The following is a 20,993-nucleotide window of genomic DNA, read 5'->3' on the forward strand; positions in this document are numbered from 1 at the left end:
TTTGAAATAACTAGCGGTATTACATAAATTTGTCCTATGTCCGAAATAAATCCAAATAGAAAAATCATCCACATTGATATGGACGCTTTCTTTGCTTCGGTGGAGCAAATGGATAATCCTGCATTGCGGGGAAAGCCCATTGCAGTGGGCGGAGCCGAAAACAGGGGAGTCGTTGCCGCAGCAAGTTATGAAGCCAGAAAATTTGGGGTTCGAAGTGCCATAAGTGGCGTTTTGGCCAAAAAAAATTGTCCTGATTTAATTTTTGTGAAACCCAGATTTGAGCGTTACAAAGAAATATCAAGTAAAATCAGAAAGATATTCCACGATTACACGGATTTAGTCGAACCGCTTTCGCTTGATGAAGCCTATCTCGATGTTACGGCAAACAAAAAAGGAAATCCAAGCGCGACTTTATTGGCACAAGAAATCAGATTGCGCATTCTCAACGAAGTGGGTTTGACTGCTTCGGCAGGAATTTCAGTAAATAAATTCGTGGCAAAAATTGCCAGTGATTATAATAAACCCAACGGTCAGAAAACCGTAAATCCTGATGAGGTTATTCCTTTTTTGGAAGAATTACCCATCCGGAAGTTTTATGGAGTGGGGAAAGTTACCACCGAAAAAATGTATCAACTAGGAATTTTTACCGGTTTGGACTTGAAAGGTAAATCATTGGAATTCCTGGAAAAACATTTCGGGAAATCTGGAAATTTCTACTATAACGTAGTTCGGGGCATTCACAACAGTGAAGTGAAATCGGACAGAATCACGAAATCGGTGGCAGCCGAACATACTTTTGACATCAATTTGTCTTCCGAAATTTTTATGATGGAACAATTGGAAAACATTGCAAACATATTGGAAAAACGACTAAAAAAACACCGCATCGCAGGGAAAACAGTTACCTTAAAAATCAAATACAGCGATTTTACGCAACAAACCCGCAGCAAAACCCTGCCTTATTTTATTTCCGACAAGGGACTTATTCTAGAAACCGTGAAGGAACTTTTGTATCAGGAACGGATGAAAGATTCCGTTCGATTGCTTGGAATATCCTTGAGTAATTTGAACACCGAGCAAAAAAAGACAGTCGTGGTACAGTTGAAATTTGCTTTTTAACAAAAAAACTCCAACGGCTCGGATATATTAAATTTATACTGTTGTGTTGCCCAGAATTGCTTTCTGTGTTCAAAAAACATGAGTAAAAAACAAGTTAAAATAAACTACTTCAATAAAAACTGTAGCTTTTTTCATTAAAACACGAAATTTAAACTTTTTTTACTAGATTTACTTCGTCTGTTCGCTATGCTCGGGTGTTTTAGTTGCTTGTAGGAATGGCACGGTTTGCAAAACCGCGCTATCCATAACGAGGAGTATTTGCATTTCCGAGCAATCGGGATTCATACCAACTTACTCAACTATGCCAAAACCTTATAATTTTATTCCATATAAGTTTTTAATAAAATACAGTAATCCTGGATATCCAGTTAATAAATGAGTTACGAAAATGAAAAAAATAATAATTTTATCATTCACTTTATTAGTTTTGTTTTTTTATTTGGACAGCAAAACTTATTATTACGGTTTTGGGAATGGTTTTTTTAGTTCAAAAATTCCACATCGATTTGAAATATATTTTGCAGGATCAGATTTTGGAAATCAAGGAATGATACTAGAGGAAAATGATATGAGTTTACTAATCATCCATAAAAATGGTTCCATTTTTATGGATGATACCAAAAAGAAAATTATAATTGATAAATTCTTAGGATATTGGTTTAATGACAAAATTATAATTGCAAAAGTTAAAGATAAAAACAATAATAACAGATACATACAAGTTTATGAAGAAGTTACAAATAATTTGTACCCTAAATTTATTTGTAAAGAAATAAGTTACTCACACAATGAGTTTGGTGGGTTGAAATATATAGATTTAGATAAAAGTTTAAATTACTTTAAAAAATTAAAGTTAATTAAAAACATATCATTTATCTTGTGTGTTTTATCATTAGTATATTCAATTAAAGTATTTTATTTAAGGTATAAAAGTAAAAAATAATATCCCAGATGGCTCGGAAATAACAAAATAAAGTCGTGAACGATAGCGCAGAATTGCATTCTGTGCCCACCAACGATAGCAAACAAAACAAGTCAAAAACCAAAAAACCTCGCAAATTTGCGTGGTTTTGAAACTTAAAAAATGATTTTATTTATTTTCTACTTGAAAGTTTAGATAGCAATCTTAAAAACTCAATGTATAACCAGACCAAAGTTATCATCAAGCCCATAGCGCCGAACCATTCCATATATTTGGGCATTTTTTGTTCCACTCCTTTTTCAATTCGATCAAAATCCAAGAACAAATTTAATGCTGCGATTATAATTACAAAAACGCTGATGCCAATGCTCATCATAGAATTGCCATAATGAACAGGTACAAAACTGGTAAACATTGAGAATATCCAAGACACGAGATAATACGTGGCTATGGCAAGCGTTGCCGCAACAACAACCGATTTAAACTGCTCGGTAACTTTTACAATTTTAAATTTATACAAGCCTAAACAGACCACAAATGTTACAAATGTGGCGCCAACTGCCTGAATCACAATTCCTGGGTACTGGGTTTCGAAAATTGCAGAAACTCCCCCTATAAATAAGCCTTCAAATAAGGCATAACCTGGAGCTAGAATAGGCGAATATTGCGGTTTAAAAGCAGCAATTACAACCAAAATTAATCCCACAATTGCACCGCCAATAGCCGGAACGATTGGGTTCATTCCGTTAAAAGTCATCCACCAAATAACAATGGCTGATGCCGCAAGCAATAAAAACAAGATTAAGGTTTTATTGATTGTCCCAGACAAAGTCATATCTTGGTTGTAATCAATAAGTGTGGCGTGGTGCACTTCGTCATTTCTTGAAGCTGTTTTCGCTGAAAAAGATTTATTATTTAAAAAAGGATTTTTAGATTTGAAATTCATAGTATTTATGATTTATTTTTTTTTCAAAGATATATTAAAAAATAAATTAAGTCCAAAAAAAAATCCGCCTTGTTTAATTTCTAAACAGACGGATTTGTTTTTGGTATAAGTTTAACTATTCTATTTCCGAAACTCTCAAGGTGTTTACCATTCCTTTATCGGTTAGTGGCATTGCTGAAAGGTTTACTAAGAAATCACCTTTCTTAACATATCCTTTTTGTTTTGCAATTTCATTTACATCAGAAACAGTATCATCAGTACTTACGGAACTATCATAATAGAACGATTTCACACCCCATAATAAACTAAGACGTGTTAAAATTCTTCTGTTTGAAGTAAATACCAATATATGTGATTGAGGTCTCCAAGCCGAAATTTGGAAGGCAGTATAACCACTATTGGTCAAGGTACAAATTGCTTTTGCTTTGATTCCATTTGCCATTTGTGTAGCATGGTGACATACTATTTTAGTTATAAAACGACTAGTTTTTATTTGTGGCGTATTTTGAGGAACTTGAATTAATGGAGAATCTTCAACTGCTTCAAGAATTTGAGTCATTTGTTGAATTACTTGTACAGGATAATTACCAGTAGCAGTTTCACCAGAAAGCATTACAGCATCTGCACCATCCATAACCGAATTGGCAACGTCATTTACCTCGGCTCTGGTTGGAGTTAAACTTGTAATCATAGTTTCCATCATTTGAGTGGCTACAATAACAGGGATTCGTGCAGTTTTTGCTCTGCGAATTAATTCTTTTTGAACAAGAGGTACTTCATGAGCAGGAAGTTCTACTCCTAAATCACCACGTGCTACCATCAAGGCATCGCAATAAGCAATAATCTTGTCAATATTTTCTAATGCTTCCGGCATTTCTATTTTGGCAATAATAGGAATTTTATAAGCTGAATGTTTAGCAATTAATTCCTGTAAATCCTGTAAATCCCTTGGGGTTTTTACAAATGAAAGTGCAATCCAATCTACATTTTGACCGATTGCAAAAATAGCATCGGCAATATCTTTCTCAGTCAATGCAGGTAAAGATATTTTCGTGTTAGGAAGATTAACGCCTTTTTTAGATTTCAATTCACCTCCTTGAATTACTCGAGCCAGAACTTCTGTTTTTTTGTCGGTTTCAACAATTTCGAATATAAGTTTCCCATCATCGAGTAAAATTCTTTCTCCAGGATTTACATCATTTGGAAAGTTTTTGTATTTCATGAAAACTTTTTGGGCAGTTCCAAGAATATTTTCGGCAGTTGTAAATGTGATTAAATCCCCATCATGTACAATTACACCTTCTTCCATAACTCCTACTCGAAGTTTTGGACCTTGTAAGTCCCCCAGAATTGCTGTAGTGTATCCAAATTCTTCGTTAAGACCTCTTATAATATTGATTTTTTCTTTAACATCTTCATAGTCAGCATGCGAAAAATTTACTCTAAACACATTTACACCTGCTTCAATCATGTCTTTTATGATTTCTCTGGTGCTACATGCAGGTCCAAGAGTGGCTACAATTTTAGTCTTTTTGTTTGTAATCATTTGTATTAAAAAATTAAATTGTTTTTTGATTTTATTTTATTTGTTTCGACTGTATACGCCGTCGATATGCTGTCAATTGTGTTTAAAAGAGACTGAATTTGTGTCACTTCAATTGTTTCTTCAAGATTTTCAATTTTTAAAAAATAATCTACCTTCTTAAATTCTGGAAGCAAATAGACTTTTGTCGATACTTCCATTTTTATATTTGAAAATAGATTTTGGCTATTATCGTTTTTTTGTTGAAGGACTTCATTTTTATTTTGGATTAAATTCCAGGAAATTGCTCTTTCCTTATCATAAAAATAAAACCTAGAAAATTTTGTTTCCCCTTCTTTTACATTAATTTGAATTTCATTCTTGCTTTTGCCTAAATTGATTGGAAGCCTTTGATTGATGAAAAACGCTAATCGATAGTCTTCTAATGGAGTATGAATAGCAATAAGATGATAATCTATTTCGTCAAATTCGCCAAGATCCAATTTATGAATAGCCATTTCATGAAAAAAATAAGATGTAAAGATAGCGTTTCTATTGGAGCATTGGCCTCCTAAACGGGATGTTTTTGTTATTTTATAAACGAAAACGTTATAGTCTTGGGGGAATTGGTGTTATTTTTTGTCAATCTTATTTTGAAACGCAAAATAGCCACGTTGTGATGCTTTTTCCTCGGCCTTCTTTTTAGAAGTTGCTCTCGCTTTTGCAATTACTTTGTCGTCAATGCTTAGTTTTACTCCGAATAATCTTTGCCCGTCAATTGCATTATCTTCAAAAATATCATAGTGAAACTGCTTCTTCTCTTTTTGGCACCATTCTATAATCAAACTTTTATAACTGATTACTTTTCCTTCAAGTCTGGCAATATCCACATAAGGAATAATAACACTTTTTTGAATAAATTTTTCGCAATATACATAGCCTTTGTCAAGATATATTGCTCCTACCAACGATTCAAAAACATTTCCATGTATATTTTCTCCAAAATGGTGTAAAGGTACTTTGCTTTCTATAAATCGAACAAGATTTAAATCTTTTCCCAATTCATTTAAATGTTCCCTACTTACAATTTTTGAGCGCATTTTTGTAAGATAGCCCTCATCGCCTGCGGGAGCTTTACTAAATAAGTGTGCTGCAATTACAGCACTCAACATTGCGTCTCCAAGAAATTCTAATCTTTCGTAGTTGATAGGATTTCCTTTTTGATCTAGACGGCTGGATGAACGGTGCGTAAATGCTTTCTTATAATATTCGATTGTATTAGGGTCGAAACCTAAAATTTCCCGAATGGAATCAAAAAAAATCCCGTCTTCAAGAGAACGGGATTTCGAAAATATTTTTCTAATTATATTCATTTAAACTAGAATTCTAATTTTTTTATCAATACACAAGCATTGTGTCCTCCAAAACCAAAAGTATTGCTCATCAAGACCTTCACTTCTCTTTTTTGGGCAACATTAAAAGTAAAGTTTAATTTAGGATCAATGTTTTCATCATCTGTAAAATGATTTATCGTTGGTGGAATAATTCCATGTTTTATCGAAAGAATACAAGAAATGGTTTCTATTGCTCCAGCAGCGCCCAGTAAATGCCCTGTCATTGATTTTGTGGAATTCAAATTCATGGCATAAGCATGTTCGCCAAAAACATGTAAAATCGCTTTAGACTCTGCTATGTCACCAAGCGGTGTCGAAGTTCCGTGCATATTCACGCCGTCAACATCGGTAGGTTTTAAACCAGCATCTCTCAAGCAATTCTGCATCACATTTTTTGCGCCCAATCCTTCTGGATGTGGAGCCGTAATATGATAAGCATCGGCTGACATTCCTCCTCCTCCAATTTCGCAATAGATGTTTGCTCCACGGGCTATGGCATGTTCGTATTCTTCAAGAATTAAAGCACCTGCACCCTCACCCAAAACAAAACCATCTCGGTCTTTATCCATAGGTCTGGAAGCAGTTTTTGGATCATCATTTCTTGTTGAAAGGGCGTGCATAGCATTGAATCCTCCCATTCCGGCAATAGTCACTGCGGCTTCTGAACCACCAGTTACCATCGCATCGGCATAGCCTAATCGAATATAGTTGAAAGCATCAATCATGGCGTTTGTCGAGGAAGCACAAGCAGAAACGGTGGTGAAATTAGGGCCTCTAAAACCGTATTTGATGGAAATATTTCCGCCGGCAATGTCGGCAATCATTTTTGGAATAAAAAATGGATTGAATCTTGGTGTTCCATCTCCCTTTGAAAATTCTAAAACTTCATTTTGAAAAGTTTCCAATCCGCCGATTCCTGAACCCCAAATTACCCCAATTCTATCTTTGTCTAATTTTTCAAAATCAAAATTCGCGTCTTTAACGGCTTCTTCAGCGGAAACCATTGCATATTGAGCAAAGCGATCCATTTTTCGCGCTTCTTTGCGGTCAATGAAATCCTCAACATTAAAGTTTTTCACTTCACAAGCAAACTGTGTTCTAAATTTTGAAGCATCAAAATAAGTAATTGGAGCTGCTCCACTAACACCGTTTATAAGTCCATTCCAATATTCTTGAATGTTGTTTCCAATAGGTGTAAGAGCGCCTAAGCCTGTTACTACAACTCGTCTTAATACCATAAATTATGTATTTAGTTATCTTAAATAAATAAAACCCACGCTTTCTTGCTGTATTGATATCACAAAATAGCCATGGGTATTAATTATAAATATTATTTTGATTGAAATTCAATCTGGAATTTAATTAAAAATAATAATAATAACACCCGTTTACAATGTTGCAAACGGGTGTTTTTTTATTATTTTTTAGCTTCTTCGATGTAAGAAATCGCTTGACCTACAGTAGCAATGTTTTCTGCTTGATCGTCTGGAATTTGAATATCGAATTCTTTTTCGAATTCCATAATAAGCTCCACAGTGTCTAATGAATCAGCCCCTAAATCATTAGTGAAGCTTGCTTCTGTTACCACTTCGTTTTCGTCAACACCTAATTTGTCTACGATAATCGCTTTTACTCTTGATGCAATGTCTGACATAATCTTTAATTTTAAAATTTAATTTGTTGGCAAAAATAAAAAACTTTATTTTAAAACAACTATTTAGTTAATAAATGTGACTACTAATTTATAAAATAAATTTCACAAAGACTTCATAATGTTATTTATTATCACTTTTTATTCTTTTTTTTGCATAATAGAAATCATTTGGGGTATGAAAAAAATAGTAATTTTTGCTTCTGGATCGGGCACTAATGCCGAAAACATCATAAAATATTTTGGCAATAAAGACTGCGGAACTGTCGTTGTCGTTTTTACCAATAGTCCAAACGCCAAAGTGATTGAAAGAGCCAAAAACTTACAGGTTCCAACAGAAATCTTCTCGAAAGAGGAATTGTATGAAGGTAAAGTACTACAAAAATTAAATAGTTTTGAACCCGACTGGATAGTTCTCGCCGGATTTTTATTGAAACTCCCCGAAAATATTATAAAACAGTACCCTAATAAGATAATAAATATACATCCCGCTTTGTTGCCAAAATATGGTGGAAAAGGGATGTATGGAATGAATGTACATAAAGCCGTTGTCGAAAACCACGAAAAAGAAACCGGAATCACCATTCATTTTGTCAATGAAAATTACGACGAAGGCAACATTATTTTTCAGAAGAGCGTAAATTTAACAGGAACTGAAACCCCTGAAATTGTCGCCGAAAAAATTCACGAACTCGAACAACGCTACTTTCCGGAAGTTATTGAAAAACTTCTAACTTCTAACTTCTAACTTTACACTTTGGAACACGACGTACATATTTATACTGATGGCGCTGCCAAGGGGAATCCCGGTCGTGGCGGTTACGGCGTTGTTATGGAACTTGTGGGGACGCCGCATAAAAAGGAATTTTACGAAGGTTTTCGTCATACCACTAACAATAGAATGGAATTATTGGCGGTAATTGTTGGTCTCGAAAAGCTAAAAAACCCGAATATGAAAGTTTTGGTAGTTTCGGATTCTAAATATGTGGTGGATTCTGTTTTGAAAAAATGGGTTTTTGGTTGGGAAAAAAAAGGTTTTGTGGGCAAGAAAAACCCCGATTTATGGAAACGGTTTTTGGTGGTTTACAGGAAACACCAAGTCGATTTCAAATGGATAAAAGGACACAACAACCATTCTCAAAACGAGCGTTGCGATGAACTTGCCGTTATGGCTTCGATGCAAAAGGAACTTTCCGTGGATGTTTTTTATGAAAAAGAGAACGAGAAACTTTTGTAAACTATAAATAGAGAAATTATTTCTTCATTTTCAACAACTCATTGTATTCTTCCAACAACTTTAAGTATTTGTTTTTCCAATACGCTGCGTCAGAATCTTCTTTTTTAGAATCTAAAGTGGACTTCTATAAAACCTCAAAACTATTTTGGTAAATTAACAATGTTTCCTTTTTTCTGAAGAGCACTTTTTTATTTTGATAGCTTGGTTTTTGCAACAGCTGTTTATTGTTGAATTGCAATAAATGGAATTGTAACTCATCAATATTAAAATCATCCACTTTTATTTCATAACTGGCAATAAATCCAATTGCTTTTTGTTCGACATAAATTCCAGGGCTATATTCTTCAGTGATTTTCGTTTTATGTATGTTGTATAAAGGAAAAAGTAATTGTTCTTGGTTTAAATCTTTGAAGTGAAGTTTTTTAATTTTCTTGCCATCTAATACTATTTCGATTTGGTTTTTTGGAGTGTTCAATAAGCCAGTCCACTTTTTACCTGGTAGATGCTCGACTGATTGGATGGAAGGTATTTTTAGATAGTAATAGAAAAATGGGTCTAATACCGCTTTTACTAATGGAACTTTCATTGTACCCGCTACTTTCAAGCATTCATCCAAATCATCCTCGCTGCACTCGAATTTTTTTAGTGTCCAACTTTCCCCGTGAAGATTGATTTTGAGTAGGTGCATTTGGGGCTAGTTGGATTGCATTATAAAATAATGAACTTCAATTTTGATTTTAATAGAAATAGGCTTTCTTGGAATTATCGTTCCAGCCCGCTTGATTTTGATATTCAACAAAATAAATTTTCACATCGGCTTGATTAGCATATTTGACAAAGAAAATTTTCTTGTCTGATTGATTGGTATATTGGGTGAAAAACCATAAACCCTCGTTATTTCCTACTTGATTATTATATTTGACTTTATATACTTTCAAATCAGCTTGATTGGGATAATTTACTATAAAAACCTTTACATCCGCTTGGTTGGCATACTGTACGGAAAAGACTTTTTGGGCTCGTACATTGCAATTTGTCAACACAAAAAAAGAAAGACAAAAAAGTTTCATTAGATTGGAAACAAACTGTTTTTTGGTTGCCATAAATTGCTTTTAAATGATTGTAAAAATTACATTTCAGAAACAAGCATCATAGTGTCTGCATAGATAGTACTCGACATAATAGCACTTTTGAGATTCTCGTGTTTGAAATACATAGAAAACTCAAAAGTATCATAACAATCATTCTTATCATCACAGTTTGCAAAGCTTCCTATAAAAAACACTTGATTGTCATCCAAAAAAGTAATATTATTCAAAAACAATCCTATCGAACCAATGTCTGTTTTACGAGAAAACACTTCGTCAAAAGTATATCGTATTGCTAAATTATGTGGGTATTTTGGGTATTCAAGTTGGAAGGCTAAAACATTCTTTCCTTCTTCATCGGGCAAAAACAAACTAACTTCAGCTTGATGGTCAACAGGCGGATAATTCCGGGAGAACCCTTCACCTTCACCTGTATTGGTTCGAACATATCTATAGCTAATGAGTCCTTTTATTTCCATTGTTTTTTTATGGAATTGATAAATCAGTTGGTTAATCTCGGCTATTTTTGGCAAGTCGGTAATCCAAAATTGAGGAATCGTTTCAAATCCGTAAAGCATTCCTGCCAAACCACCCGTAACTGCTCCCGTGGTATCGGTGTCTTCCCCTAAATTGACCGCTTTGAGAACGGCATCGACATAATTATTGGTGGTTAATAGACACCAAATACTCGCTTCCAAAGTGTGAACTACATAGCCGGAACTTTTGATTTCATCTTCTTCTAATTCATAGATATTGCCGTTCAAAAGACGGTTGTAAATTGCAATTTCAGGAGTATTTATATTCAATGATTTTAAAAAATCGGTCACTTCCTTTTTTAAGTTTTTGTAGATTTCAAACTTGTCTTTGCCTTCCATAATCTGTTTGGCAAATTCCAAATAATAAAAACAGCCAATTACAGAACGAATGTGTCTGTGAGTAAGAGAAGAAACCTCTTTTGTGATTTGAAAACGTTCGAAAATCGTCTTGTCTTTACAATACAGAACCAAAGGCAAAATCCGCATTAGGGAACCGTTTCCGTTGTCCCATTCTTCAAAACCGCCAGCCAATTCAGGTTTTATCCCTTTGGCTAATCGGTCAATAGCTATACTCGTGGCAATGCCAATATCAAAAACTTCTCCTTGTGGAGTCCAATAATTTTCGTTTTTCCAGGCGATAAATTTGTTTGCCAATTGTTGCAAATCCAAGCCTTCATTGATACTTTCGGCTAAACAAAAGGTCAGCGAACTGTCATCAGACCAAACGCCAGCTTTAACATCGTGCGTACCAAAACCCTGCATAGTATTTACAGGATTTTGCTTCAAATAATCACGGCTTTTAAATTCTACGGGTACGCCAAGCGCATCTCCTACGGCAACACCATAAAGAATGTTTTGAAGGTGGTTTTTAGATTTCATCTTGGAGTTCTGGCTTTGAATAGGAATGAAGTTCGTACTCAATATTATTCTTTTCTAATAAATCCATCCAATCTTTTGATTTTCTATAAATTAACATAATATCATAATCCTCATTGATAATAAAATCACGACTAATTTCCTTTACAAAAGTAATTTGTCCATCAAAAAGAACAAATTCATCATCCACGTTCACAAAGGTAAAATGTACAAAACTTGGTTCGGAATGAATCCAAATTTCTTCACCATCAATATGGTGTCTATAATATAAATTTGAAGATTTTACCGAAAAACAAATATTTGTACCATCAAAAAGTTGGGTTTCTAATAATAAATTTTCATATACATCAGCTTGAATCTTTTTTTCTCTGTGCATATATATCCTTCTCATTTTACAGGGTTGAAACCTCAATAATTCATTATTTCCTTTATAACGAATTATCATTTTTCCGTGACCTGTTAATGGGTTGTTTATTTTTGGCATTATTTGATTGTTATAAATGATTAAAATTCTAAAACTAGATTATTGAAATTATCATCAAATCCTTGCTTTTTAAAGAAGCTTAAGGCTTTGGTGTTTTTTGAAAACACATCCAAAACAATTTTATGTACCGATTCTGACTTTGCCCATTTTTTTATTTCTTCTATAAATGATTTTCCAATACCTAAATGGCGGTAGTTTTCATCGATCATTATATCTCCAAGGGTACAATAACTATTTGCATTGTAGCTTGAATATTTAAACCAGCTAATATTAGCAGTTACATAACCTATAATCTTGGTGTCACAAGTAGCTATAAAGAGTGTGCTTGATTTGTCTTTAAAATTCGCATTTAAAATCATTTTATATTCTACGCCCGAATTGTCTGTGTTTGCAAAGAAATCTTCATCAAAGTCTTTATGAAGATTCATTAGTTTTAGCCATAAGGATACGATTTCGTCAAGGTGTTCGGAGGTAGCTTTTTGGATTTGTATCATAGTTTAATTTGTTAATTTAAAACAAACAAATTTTTCATCATCAGAAATTAAAGTGTAACCAAGCTCATCAACTAAAAAATGGTCTATTGTATTTGAAGTTGGAATGCTTTCAATAAAATCATAATCTGGAAAGTGATTTTGATTATCTCTTGCCCATTCTCTTGATGTTTTAGTTACTGCTTGATTTATATTTTCGTCAAAGTAAATTACATAGTGTTTTTTGTTCATCTTATCTAAGTATTAGGTTTGTATTTGTCCAATTATCTAAAAAATTAATGTAATTTTCTCCGCCTCCTTTAACTGCTCTCCCACTAGGACTATAAGAAATTGGATTAAAATTGACACCTTGATTTAATATTCTATTTATATATCCTTGAAAACCTAATCCACCCAATCCGTTTTCTAACCAATTAGTTCTAAAATTTTGGTTAATTGTTGTGTTACCCATCGTATGAATTATGTTTTTAATACTACCTGTTCTTAACGTTTGAATTACATTTTCATTATAATTCCTTTTAACCCTTATTTTAAAACCCTTATAAGTTGTAGTAGAAGTAAATAAAACTTGATCAGAAAATTCCTTAAATATTTTAGCACTCATGAAATTATTTAAAATAACATCATTATCTATTTGGTTGTCAACAAAATCAATTTCAATCGAATCAATTATGTCTTGAAAGCAAAATTGATATTTATTCATAATTTCAAGCTTTCTATCCCAATTATTACAAAAGTAATCTTCGTGTAGATTTAAATTTCTTGCTATCGATTTCCAAAAATGATTCGTACTTCTTCCATAGTAATAATCAGCATTTCTATTAATATTTGTATTAAATGGATTGAAAGAGCCTAAAATTAAGGTTTTTGGGTTTTCAACTATCTCTGGGCCTTCCCATCCATTTTCAATTGCTAAATGTTGTATTATCATATCTATAATTTAATTGATTACTATTCTATTTTTAAAATTAGATTTAAATTCTAATTAGGCATCAAAAATTATTTGGATTTACTCCATTTCTAATCAACCATTCATGATCTAATGTCAAATAATTATTATTATCATTGAAAAGCCAATGTTTTATTAACATTTCCATTCTAGGATTTCCATCTAATCTAGCTGCACTTGGTGTATAAATAGCACCATATTCGATTTTTTTCGAACACTTTGAATTTATTAATTCATTCCATTTTTGCAACCAAATCCCAGTTGGTCTTCGGGTAAAATATACATTCGTAATTTGTGGATTTTTACATAAATAATCTGTTATATTTTCAATATTCCAAATGATTTGGTTTAAAGCATCAAGTTCAGCTAAACCGCCAATATTGTTTCTTTCATTATCATTAATCAAATTATATTCGACATCGTTAAAAACAACATTATCATTGTTTAATAATCTATAATTATTTGTTTCAGGAAAAACTCCCGTAATCATATCCGCGAATGAAAGTTTAGCTTTTTTACAAATACCGAATATTTCCTCAATGGTTGGGTTTAGTGGATGATTTGGAGCGCCATTCGCTGGCATTCTTCTGCTATTAAGGACGTAAGCGTTTTCTATAAATAGATTCTTAAATACTGGCCAAAACCAGTTTCTTCCATAAAAAAAATCAGCGTGATTGTCATTTGGGGTCATCGGATTAAATGTTCCAATAAATAGTACTTCAGGTAAATAGTACTTGTTTTTTAGAATGGAATTTTCCGTGTAAAATCCATTATTCCAGTCATAGTTTAAAAACTTGTGTTGAATTGGCATAGTATATTTGTTTTTGATAGATTACTATTTTAAATTTTCTAAAGTAAAAAACTTAAATGTACAGCTTTTTTGAGGTAAAAATTCAAAAAGTAGATTTCATTTATTTAGGAATCAAAGTTTTAAATAGTAGATTTCAAAACTGTTTTGGTATGTCAATAATGTGTCGGTTTTCATTAATTACTATTCGAATTATAAACATTTTGTAATTCTTCGGCCGTAAGTGCTCTGTTCCATAAAGTAATATCGTCTAATTTGCCATTAAGAGGCCACCAGTAGCCATTAGCTTGGTTAGAATCACCAATTGAAATGCCGGAATTTTCAGAATTTAGAGTTATTATTCCGGCTTGACTTCCTTTCAAAATTCCATTGACATAAATTTTTAGAGTTGCCCCATCGTATGAAAACGCAATATGACTCCATTGATTTAAGGATATAGTTGGAACGCTCAAATTTAGGTGAGTATTGTTTGTGCCTACAAGGCCAGCCGTTAGGTTATTTTGGTTAAAATCGAAACCCCATACTTCTCCAGATGGATTTACATATCCGTTTTGGCTTCTCCTAATAATTGCTGTATTTGAACTTTGAGCATTTCCAGTCCAGAAATATGATGTTGGATATATCCAAGTGGAAACAGTTAATTTATTATTGTCCAAAAGGGGTGAATTAGCTACATATATTTCATTATTTCTCTGTCCAAAAACTGAACCTTGATAGGAAAATTGATACGCCGAATTGCTGTTTCCGTTTCTGTCCGTTGTCAAGGAAGCCACATAAACAGTTCCATTTAAATTATGACCTGATACATCATTGGCATTACCATTAAAGTTGTATCGTGCAACTAAACCATCGGTAGGGAACGTAGATATTGATGATCCTGGAGTTGGATTGTTGTTTGGGCTGCAATTGGCTAATAAAATTGCGACAGCTGTCAGTAGAAATACGTTTTTAAGAGAATTAATTGTTTTCATGTTTTTGGTTTTAGATTAACGATATTGAATTAGAGTGTTTCTTTTTAATTCTTCAACAAAACTACCGTCTTGTTTGGCATAAAATGGCAAAGTTCTTTTTACCTTTGTTATTCAATAAACCAAATTTCCATGGAAGATTACAGCAAAAGAAAGCTCTACAAGAAAATCATAGTAAAACTTCTAAGAGAAAAAAAGCACAATATTGATGAGCTTTTGTCTTCACTAAATGATATTTTGATAACGGATTATGGAATGAATTCTGTAGCCAGAAGAACTCTTGAAAGGGCTAAAGAAAGCCTGATAGATAACGGGTACGTGATCAAATCCAGAAAGTTTGAAGGGAAAAATTATTTTGTTCTTGAAGCTCATCCCGAAAATTTGAACCTAACTGAAGAGGAACAGCTCACAATACCCTTGCTCTTAGGGTTGCTGGATACCGAGAAGGCCATGAATTCTGTGGAGTGGATTAAATCCGTATTAATGGAAGAATTTGATTATACCAAAGAAGATTTAAACCCGCATCCTCATTTTGTCCATATTCAGCCTACTTTAAACAGCCAAGACCAATTGCTTATATTGGCTGGTAGAATTATTGAATATATCAAAAAAGGTCAAGCCATTAAATTCTTGTATGATAAAAAAGGGGCAGAAAAATTCAAACAGGTTGCTCCATTACAAATCAGATATTACGATAACCGTTATTATTTATTGGGAACGGATATCGATGAAAATACAAATGAAGCAGAAACATTATTAAAAAACTACACCCTTGATAAATTCATAGAAAAACAAGTATATCCAGCAATAATTGAGGCTGATGATAATGACTCAATAGAAAAGTACATTTATTTCGATTACCAAAAACTGTACAAAAAGAGTGATTTAGAAAATCTACTCAGTAACAGCTTGGGGATTTGGTATGACAGGGAGAATCAACTAAAAACGTTTAGACTAAAATTTACCGATTGGGCTATGGGTATTGTGGAAAACAAAAAGATTCACCCCACGCAACACATCGTAGAAAAAACTAAGCAGTTTACGGTTTTGGAAATTTCCGTTTGGGACAATCGAGAAATTGACTTTTTTGTAGGGAGATTTGGGGATAAATGTGAGCGGTTGAATTGAAACTATAGATCTAATTGTTTTTCCTCCGTCATCTTTTGGTATACTAGTCTTCAATATCTCATTGTTATTGGTCAAAATATATAAATCCAAAAAGTTATGTTTTGAAGGCAATCCATTATCAGAAACAATTAATTCTTCAATCATTTCCTTGGTAAAATTTTGTTCTTTCTTCTGGCAAGAGAAAAAAAACTAAATAGGGCAAATGCGATTATTATTTTTTTTCATTGGAGAGGTTTCTTAAACAAATCTACCAAAAAAAACCTCAAAACTTCTAATCGCATACATTTTCAAAGTTAGGTAGAGTGCGTTTTCAAAATACAATATAGTGTATTTTCAAAGTTTTATATAGTGTAATTTCAAAATTAGCGGTATATTTGCAATTCTAAAACTCATCAAATGAATGCAAATAGAGCCCTAAAAACTGCAATGGATGTTTATAAAAAAAAGTATCCTATTTTGGCTTTAACTGGCCCAAGACAATCGGGCAAAACCACTTTTTTGAAAACGCAATTTCAGGAGTATGAATACGTAAATTTAGAAAATTTAGACACCAGAAATTTTGCTATCGAGGATCCAAATGCTTTTTTGAAGCAATATAATAAATATGTTATTTTTGATGAGGTGCAAAGGGTGCCCCATTTATTCTCCTATTTACAAACCAAAGTTGACGAAGATAAAATTATGGGACAATATATTTTGTCGGGGTCCCAAAACTTTCACTTGATGCAAAACATTACACAGAGTTTAGCAGGAAGAGTGGCTTTGTTTAAACTACTGCCTTTTGATATTTCCGAAATGCAAGCAGCTAATTGGTTGAGCGATGATTATGCAATAAATCTCCAAAAAGGATTTTATCCAGCTATTTATGATAGAGAAATTCCATCTAAAGTTTTTTATTCCAATTATATTCAGACCTATGTAGAACGAGATTTGTCGGAGCTAATTCATGTAAAAGACTTAAAACAATTTCGAAATTTCATTTCGCTATGTGCCGCTAGAGTAGGGCAATTAGTCAACCTGAATTCTTTGGCAAATGAGTGTGGCATTTCGCAACCTACGGCAAAATCATGGATTTCGGTTCTAGAAAACAGTTACATTGTGTATCAATTGCAACCCTATTTTTCAAATTTTAACAAACGCGTTACCAAAAGTTCAAAGCTTTATTTTTATGATACTGGTTTGCTTTGTAATTTACTAAAATTAAACGATGCCGATAGTGTAAGGTTAAGTTCTTTAAAAGGAAGCTTGTTTGAAAATTATGTTATTAATGAATATGTAAAGAAAAATTATCACAACAATTTACTTCGTGATTTATGGTTTTGGCGGGATGCGGTAGGACATGAAGTGGATTTAATTTGGCAAAAATCAGAATTACTAAACTTGGTTGAAATCAAAGCATCAGAAACCATAAAATCCGAAATGTTTAAAGGATTAAATTATTTTGAAAAATTAAAACCAGAATTAATAGAAAGTAAATCGGTAGTTCACACCGGACTGTTCAATCAAGAACGAACCATAGGTAAAGTATTGAGTTGGAAGGATTTTATTTTGTAATTCAATTCTAAATAACAAGACTAATTAGAAGTCAATTTAAAATTCTAATAAGTTCCAAACTTCTAATCCCATACATTTTCAAACTTCAAACTTATAAACTATCTTTGCCGCTTAATTCGAAACTCATAGAATGAAATGAGCTTAGCATAGATTTTTTCTGTAATCATCAAATGCGAATAAGCGAATTCCATATTCCTTTAAAAAGAAAATAGAATCTACGTATGAATAAATTATTGATTGTTGGAACCGTTGCTTTCGACGCTATTGAAACACCTTTTGGTAAAACAGATAAAATTTTAGGAGGTGCGGGAACTTACATAGGACTTTCGGCTTCCAATTTCAACCTTCAATCGGCTATTGTCTCCGTAGTTGGCGATGATTTTCCACAAGAATATTTAGATTTATTGACCGATAGAAACATTGATATTTCAGCAATTGAAGTGGTCAAAGGCGGAAAAACCTTCTTTTGGAGTGGTTTATACCATAATGATTTGAATTCTAGAGATACTTTGGCAACGGAGTTGAATGTATTGGCAGACTTTCAACCAAAAGTTCCCCAAAATTTCAAAACTGCTGATGTGGTGATGCTAGGAAACCTGCATCCATTAGTCCAAAGTAGTGTTTTAGATCAAATGGATGTCAAGCCCAAATTAGTGGTTTTAGACACCATGAATTTTTGGATGGATTGTGCTTTACCAGAATTATTGGACGTAATCAAACGCGTGGATGTAATTACCATCAACGATGAAGAAGCACGACAACTTTCGGGAGAATATTCATTGGTAAAAGCGGCTGTAAAAATTCACGCCATGGGACCAAAATTTGTTGTAATCAAAAAAGGGGAACACGGTGCTTTATTGTTTCATAATCATCAAATTTTCTTTGCACCGGCTTTGCCTCTGGAAGAAGTTTTTGATCCAACGGGTGCAGGAGACACTTTTGCGGGAGGATTTGCAGGATTTATTACGCAAAGCGAAAACATATCATTCGAAAATATGAAAAATGCCGTGATTTACGGGTCTAATTTAGCTTCCTTTTGTGTGGAAAAATTTGGAACCGAAAGAATGGTTGGCCTTGAAAAAGATGAAGTTGTTGTGAGATTGAAACAATTCAAATCTTTGACACAATTTGATATAGAAATATAATGCATAATACTGAAGCCTCGGAAACGGGGCTTTTTTTGATTAAAAAACTACTACAATAAATACAAAAGCAACACAATGAGCGACGCAATTAAACACGAATGTGGCATTGCCCTTTTAAGATTAAAAAAACCGTTAGAATTCTACAAAGAAAAATACGGTACGGCTTTCTACGGAATACAAAAAATGTATCTCCTTATGGAAAAGCAGCATAATCGTGGGCAAGATGGAGCTGGTTTTGCAAGCATCAAACTTGATGTAGAACCGGGAGAACGATATATAAGTAGAGTGCGCTCAAACGATGCGCAACCCATTCAAGATGTTTTTGCCCAAATAAACGACAGAATAAACGAGGAATTAACTTCCCATCCAGAATACTTGGATGATGTGGCGTTGCAAAAAAAGAAAATACCGTATTTAGGCGAATTGTTTTTAGGACATGTTCGTTACGGAACTTTCGGTAAAAACAGCATCGAAAGTGTTCATCCATTTTTACGTCAAAACAACTGGATGCATCGAAATCTGATTTTGGCCGGAAATTTCAATATGACCAATGTAAAAGAGCTTTTTCAAAATCTTGTTGATTTAGGACAGCATCCAAAAGAGATGACGGATACCGTTACCGTAATGGAAAAAATTGGACATTTCTTGGATAATGCCGTAACCGATTTATACCAAGAATGTAAAAATAATGGGCTGACAAAAAGGGAAGCTTCGCCTGTAATTGCCGAAAAATTAGACATAGCGAAAATTTTAAATAGGGCATCCAAAAATTTAGACGGAGGTTATGCAATGGCAGGACTTCTGGGTCACGGAGACGCCTTTGTTTTTAGAGATCCCGCAGGAATTCGACCAGCTTATTTTTATGAGGATGACGAAATTGTGGTAGTAGCCTCGGAAAGACCAGTGATTCAAACGGTTTTCAATGTGGATTTCGAAAAAGTAAAAGAACTACAGCCCGGAAAGGCTTTAATTATCAAGAAAAACGGCGTAGTAACCGAGGAAGAAATTCTTCCACCCACTGTTAAAAAAGCCTGTTCTTTCGAAAGAATTTATTTTTCCAGAGGAAGCGATGCCGAAATATATCAAGAAAGAAAAAAGTTAGGAAAATTAATTTTACCAGCAGTTTTAGAAGCTATTAGTGACGACACTGACAACACGGTTTTCTCTTATATTCCAAACACCGCAGAAACTTCTTTCTACGGTATGGTCGAAGCGGCCCAGGATTTTTTGAATCAAAGAAAAAATAATTATATTCTGGAAAACAGAAAAAAATTAACCAAAGAAAAACTCGAGGAAATCCTTTCGGTAAAAATCAGAACCGAGAAAGTAGCCATCAAGGACGCAAAATTGAGAACTTTCATAACAGAAGACAGCAGTCGTGACGATTTAGTGGCTCACGTTTATGATGTGACTTATGGAGTGATAAAACCAACAGACAATCTAGTAATTATAGATGATAGTATTGTGCGTGGAACGACGCTCAAGATGAGCATCATTAAAATGATGGATCGTTTGAAACCGAAAAGCATTGTTGTCGTTTCATCGGCTCCACAAATTCGGTATCCCGATTGTTATGGAATTGATATGGCAAAACTCGAAGGGTTGATAGCCTTTCAGGCAGCATTAGAACTGCTAAAAGAAAGAAAGTTGTATCACATTGTCGACGAAGTGTATGTCAAATGTAAAGAGCAGGAAAATTTTAAAGATCACGAAGTTGTTAATTTTGTGACCGAAATTTATGCGCCATTTCAACCCCAAGAAATTTCAGATAAAATAGCACAACTGTTGAGTTCGCCAGAAATAAATGCCGAAGTGAAAATCATTTTTCAAACCGTTGAAAATTTACATATTGCCTGTCCGAAGAATTTGGGGGATTGGTACTTTACTGGGGATTATCCAACTCCGGGAGGTAATCGTGTTGTAAACAAGGCGTTTATGAATTTTTATGAAGGAAAAGACGCTAGGGCATATTAACAAACAACAATAATCAAGCGTTTCATCGAGTATTGTTGTATTTCATCTAATTTATTTGTTGAAAGCGAATTACTGATATATCTTTGATTCACCATAATATTAGTAGGTTAAGTTTATGGTAGATTTGGGGCAAAAAGGGTGAAAGCAATTTCACCTTTTTTATTGGAGTAAAGTCAAGAAAAGAGAATAGAAAAAAGAGAA

At 33.5% G+C, this 20,993-nt stretch carries 23 protein-coding genes; 8 read left to right on the forward strand and 15 right to left on the reverse strand.

Features of this window, described 5'->3' with window-relative positions; all coding sequences use genetic code 11:
- The first annotated feature begins 36 nt into the window (after positions 1 to 36).
- Together dinB and B2145_RS03835 are read left to right on the forward strand one after the other, a co-directional pair.
- Positions 37 to 1,119: a DNA polymerase IV gene (gene dinB, locus B2145_RS03830; RefSeq protein WP_291098455.1), complete on the forward strand. Its 1,083-nt coding sequence runs from the start codon at positions 37 to 39 to the stop codon at positions 1,117 to 1,119.
- Positions 1,120 to 1,507: 388 nt separating this feature from the next.
- Positions 1,508 to 2,062 carry a hypothetical protein gene (locus tag B2145_RS03835; RefSeq protein WP_291098457.1) on the forward strand — a complete coding sequence of 185 codons (555 nt, stop codon included), beginning with the start codon at positions 1,508 to 1,510 and terminating at the stop codon, positions 2,060 to 2,062.
- A gap of 151 nt (positions 2,063 to 2,213) precedes the next feature.
- On the opposite strand, the gene B2145_RS03840 is transcribed toward B2145_RS03835, so the two are convergent.
- From B2145_RS03840 to B2145_RS03865, 6 genes are all read right to left on the reverse strand, one after another.
- Positions 2,214 to 2,987 carry a Bax inhibitor-1/YccA family protein gene (locus tag B2145_RS03840; RefSeq protein ID WP_291098460.1) on the reverse strand — a complete coding sequence of 258 codons (774 nt, stop codon included), beginning with the start codon at positions 2,985 to 2,987 and terminating at the stop codon, positions 2,214 to 2,216.
- A gap of 115 nt (positions 2,988 to 3,102) precedes the next feature.
- Positions 3,103 to 4,533 carry a pyruvate kinase gene (pyk, locus tag B2145_RS03845; RefSeq protein WP_291098462.1) on the reverse strand — a complete coding sequence of 477 codons (1,431 nt, stop codon included), beginning with the start codon at positions 4,531 to 4,533 and terminating at the stop codon, positions 3,103 to 3,105.
- Positions 4,534 to 4,538: 5 nt separating this feature from the next.
- Positions 4,539 to 5,027 (reverse strand): IPExxxVDY family protein, encoded by a 489-nt coding sequence (locus tag B2145_RS03850; RefSeq protein WP_291098464.1) that lies wholly within the window; start codon positions 5,025 to 5,027, stop codon positions 4,539 to 4,541.
- 114 nt (positions 5,028 to 5,141) lie between these two features.
- Positions 5,142 to 5,882, reverse strand: a complete 741-nt coding sequence (gene rnc / locus B2145_RS03855) for a ribonuclease III (RefSeq protein ID WP_291098466.1) — start codon at positions 5,880 to 5,882, stop codon at positions 5,142 to 5,144.
- 5 nt (positions 5,883 to 5,887) lie between these two features.
- Complete coding sequence (gene fabF / locus B2145_RS03860) at positions 5,888 to 7,141, reverse strand: beta-ketoacyl-ACP synthase II (protein WP_291098468.1); 1,254 nt, start codon at positions 7,139 to 7,141, stop codon at positions 5,888 to 5,890.
- Positions 7,142 to 7,320: 179 nt separating this feature from the next.
- Positions 7,321 to 7,557, reverse strand: a complete 237-nt coding sequence (locus B2145_RS03865) for an acyl carrier protein (protein WP_007137004.1) — start codon at positions 7,555 to 7,557, stop codon at positions 7,321 to 7,323.
- 175 nt (positions 7,558 to 7,732) lie between these two features.
- Between B2145_RS03865 and purN the strand changes: the two genes are divergently transcribed.
- Both purN and rnhA read left to right on the forward strand, forming a co-directional pair.
- Positions 7,733 to 8,302: a phosphoribosylglycinamide formyltransferase gene (gene purN / locus B2145_RS03870; protein ID WP_291098471.1), complete on the forward strand. Its 570-nt coding sequence runs from the start codon at positions 7,733 to 7,735 to the stop codon at positions 8,300 to 8,302.
- Between the two features lie 9 nt (positions 8,303 to 8,311).
- Positions 8,312 to 8,791, forward strand: coding sequence for a ribonuclease HI (gene rnhA, locus B2145_RS03875; protein ID WP_291098474.1), 480 nt, complete (start codon positions 8,312 to 8,314; stop codon positions 8,789 to 8,791).
- 124 nt (positions 8,792 to 8,915) lie between these two features.
- On the opposite strand, the gene B2145_RS03880 is transcribed toward rnhA, so the two are convergent.
- The 9 genes from B2145_RS03880 to B2145_RS03920 form a co-directional block, all read right to left on the reverse strand.
- Positions 8,916 to 9,479, reverse strand: coding sequence for a hypothetical protein (locus tag B2145_RS03880; RefSeq protein ID WP_291098477.1), 564 nt, complete (start codon positions 9,477 to 9,479; stop codon positions 8,916 to 8,918).
- Positions 9,480 to 9,528: 49 nt separating this feature from the next.
- Positions 9,529 to 9,894, reverse strand: coding sequence for a DUF6150 family protein (locus tag B2145_RS03885; RefSeq protein ID WP_349677743.1), 366 nt, complete (start codon positions 9,892 to 9,894; stop codon positions 9,529 to 9,531).
- 26 nt (positions 9,895 to 9,920) lie between these two features.
- On the reverse strand, positions 9,921 to 11,294 hold the full coding sequence (locus B2145_RS03890) for an ADP-ribosylglycohydrolase family protein (protein ID WP_291098480.1): 1,374 nt from the start codon (positions 11,292 to 11,294) through the stop codon (positions 9,921 to 9,923).
- Positions 11,284 to 11,775, reverse strand: a complete 492-nt coding sequence (locus B2145_RS03895) for a hypothetical protein (RefSeq protein ID WP_291098483.1) — start codon at positions 11,773 to 11,775, stop codon at positions 11,284 to 11,286. The genes B2145_RS03890 and B2145_RS03895 overlap by 11 nt, the downstream gene beginning before the upstream one ends.
- A gap of 20 nt (positions 11,776 to 11,795) precedes the next feature.
- Positions 11,796 to 12,269 (reverse strand): GNAT family N-acetyltransferase, encoded by a 474-nt coding sequence (locus B2145_RS03900; RefSeq protein ID WP_291098485.1) that lies wholly within the window; start codon positions 12,267 to 12,269, stop codon positions 11,796 to 11,798.
- A gap of 3 nt (positions 12,270 to 12,272) precedes the next feature.
- Positions 12,273 to 12,497: a hypothetical protein gene (locus B2145_RS03905; RefSeq protein ID WP_291098488.1), complete on the reverse strand. Its 225-nt coding sequence runs from the start codon at positions 12,495 to 12,497 to the stop codon at positions 12,273 to 12,275.
- A gap of 1 nt (position 12,498) precedes the next feature.
- Positions 12,499 to 13,197: a hypothetical protein gene (locus tag B2145_RS03910; RefSeq protein WP_291098490.1), complete on the reverse strand. Its 699-nt coding sequence runs from the start codon at positions 13,195 to 13,197 to the stop codon at positions 12,499 to 12,501.
- Positions 13,198 to 13,258: 61 nt separating this feature from the next.
- Positions 13,259 to 14,026, reverse strand: coding sequence for a hypothetical protein (locus B2145_RS03915; RefSeq protein WP_291098492.1), 768 nt, complete (start codon positions 14,024 to 14,026; stop codon positions 13,259 to 13,261).
- 173 nt (positions 14,027 to 14,199) lie between these two features.
- A complete protein-coding gene (locus B2145_RS03920; protein WP_291098494.1) occupies positions 14,200 to 14,994 on the reverse strand; it encodes a LamG domain-containing protein in 795 nt (264 codons plus the stop codon).
- A gap of 129 nt (positions 14,995 to 15,123) precedes the next feature.
- Here B2145_RS03920 and B2145_RS03925 point away from each other — a divergent pair, with 129 nt between their 5' ends.
- The 4 genes from B2145_RS03925 (at position 15,124) to B2145_RS03940 (ending at position 20,792) form a co-directional block, all read left to right on the forward strand.
- Complete coding sequence (locus B2145_RS03925) at positions 15,124 to 16,119, forward strand: helix-turn-helix transcriptional regulator (RefSeq protein WP_291098497.1); 996 nt, start codon at positions 15,124 to 15,126, stop codon at positions 16,117 to 16,119.
- A 396-nt stretch (positions 16,120 to 16,515) separates the two neighbouring features.
- Entirely contained in the window at positions 16,516 to 17,673 is a 1,158-nt protein-coding gene (locus B2145_RS03930; protein WP_291098500.1) for an ATP-binding protein, read from the forward strand.
- 221 nt (positions 17,674 to 17,894) lie between these two features.
- Positions 17,895 to 18,818 carry a PfkB family carbohydrate kinase gene (locus tag B2145_RS03935; RefSeq protein WP_291098503.1) on the forward strand — a complete coding sequence of 308 codons (924 nt, stop codon included), beginning with the start codon at positions 17,895 to 17,897 and terminating at the stop codon, positions 18,816 to 18,818.
- Between the two features lie 75 nt (positions 18,819 to 18,893).
- Entirely contained in the window at positions 18,894 to 20,792 is a 1,899-nt protein-coding gene (locus tag B2145_RS03940; RefSeq protein ID WP_291098506.1) for an amidophosphoribosyltransferase, read from the forward strand.
- Positions 20,793 to 20,993 lie beyond the last annotated feature (201 nt).

It is taken from the genome of Flavobacterium sp. UBA5153, from assembly GCA_002413745.1.
GTDB lineage: Bacteria > Bacteroidota > Bacteroidia > Flavobacteriales > Flavobacteriaceae > Flavobacterium.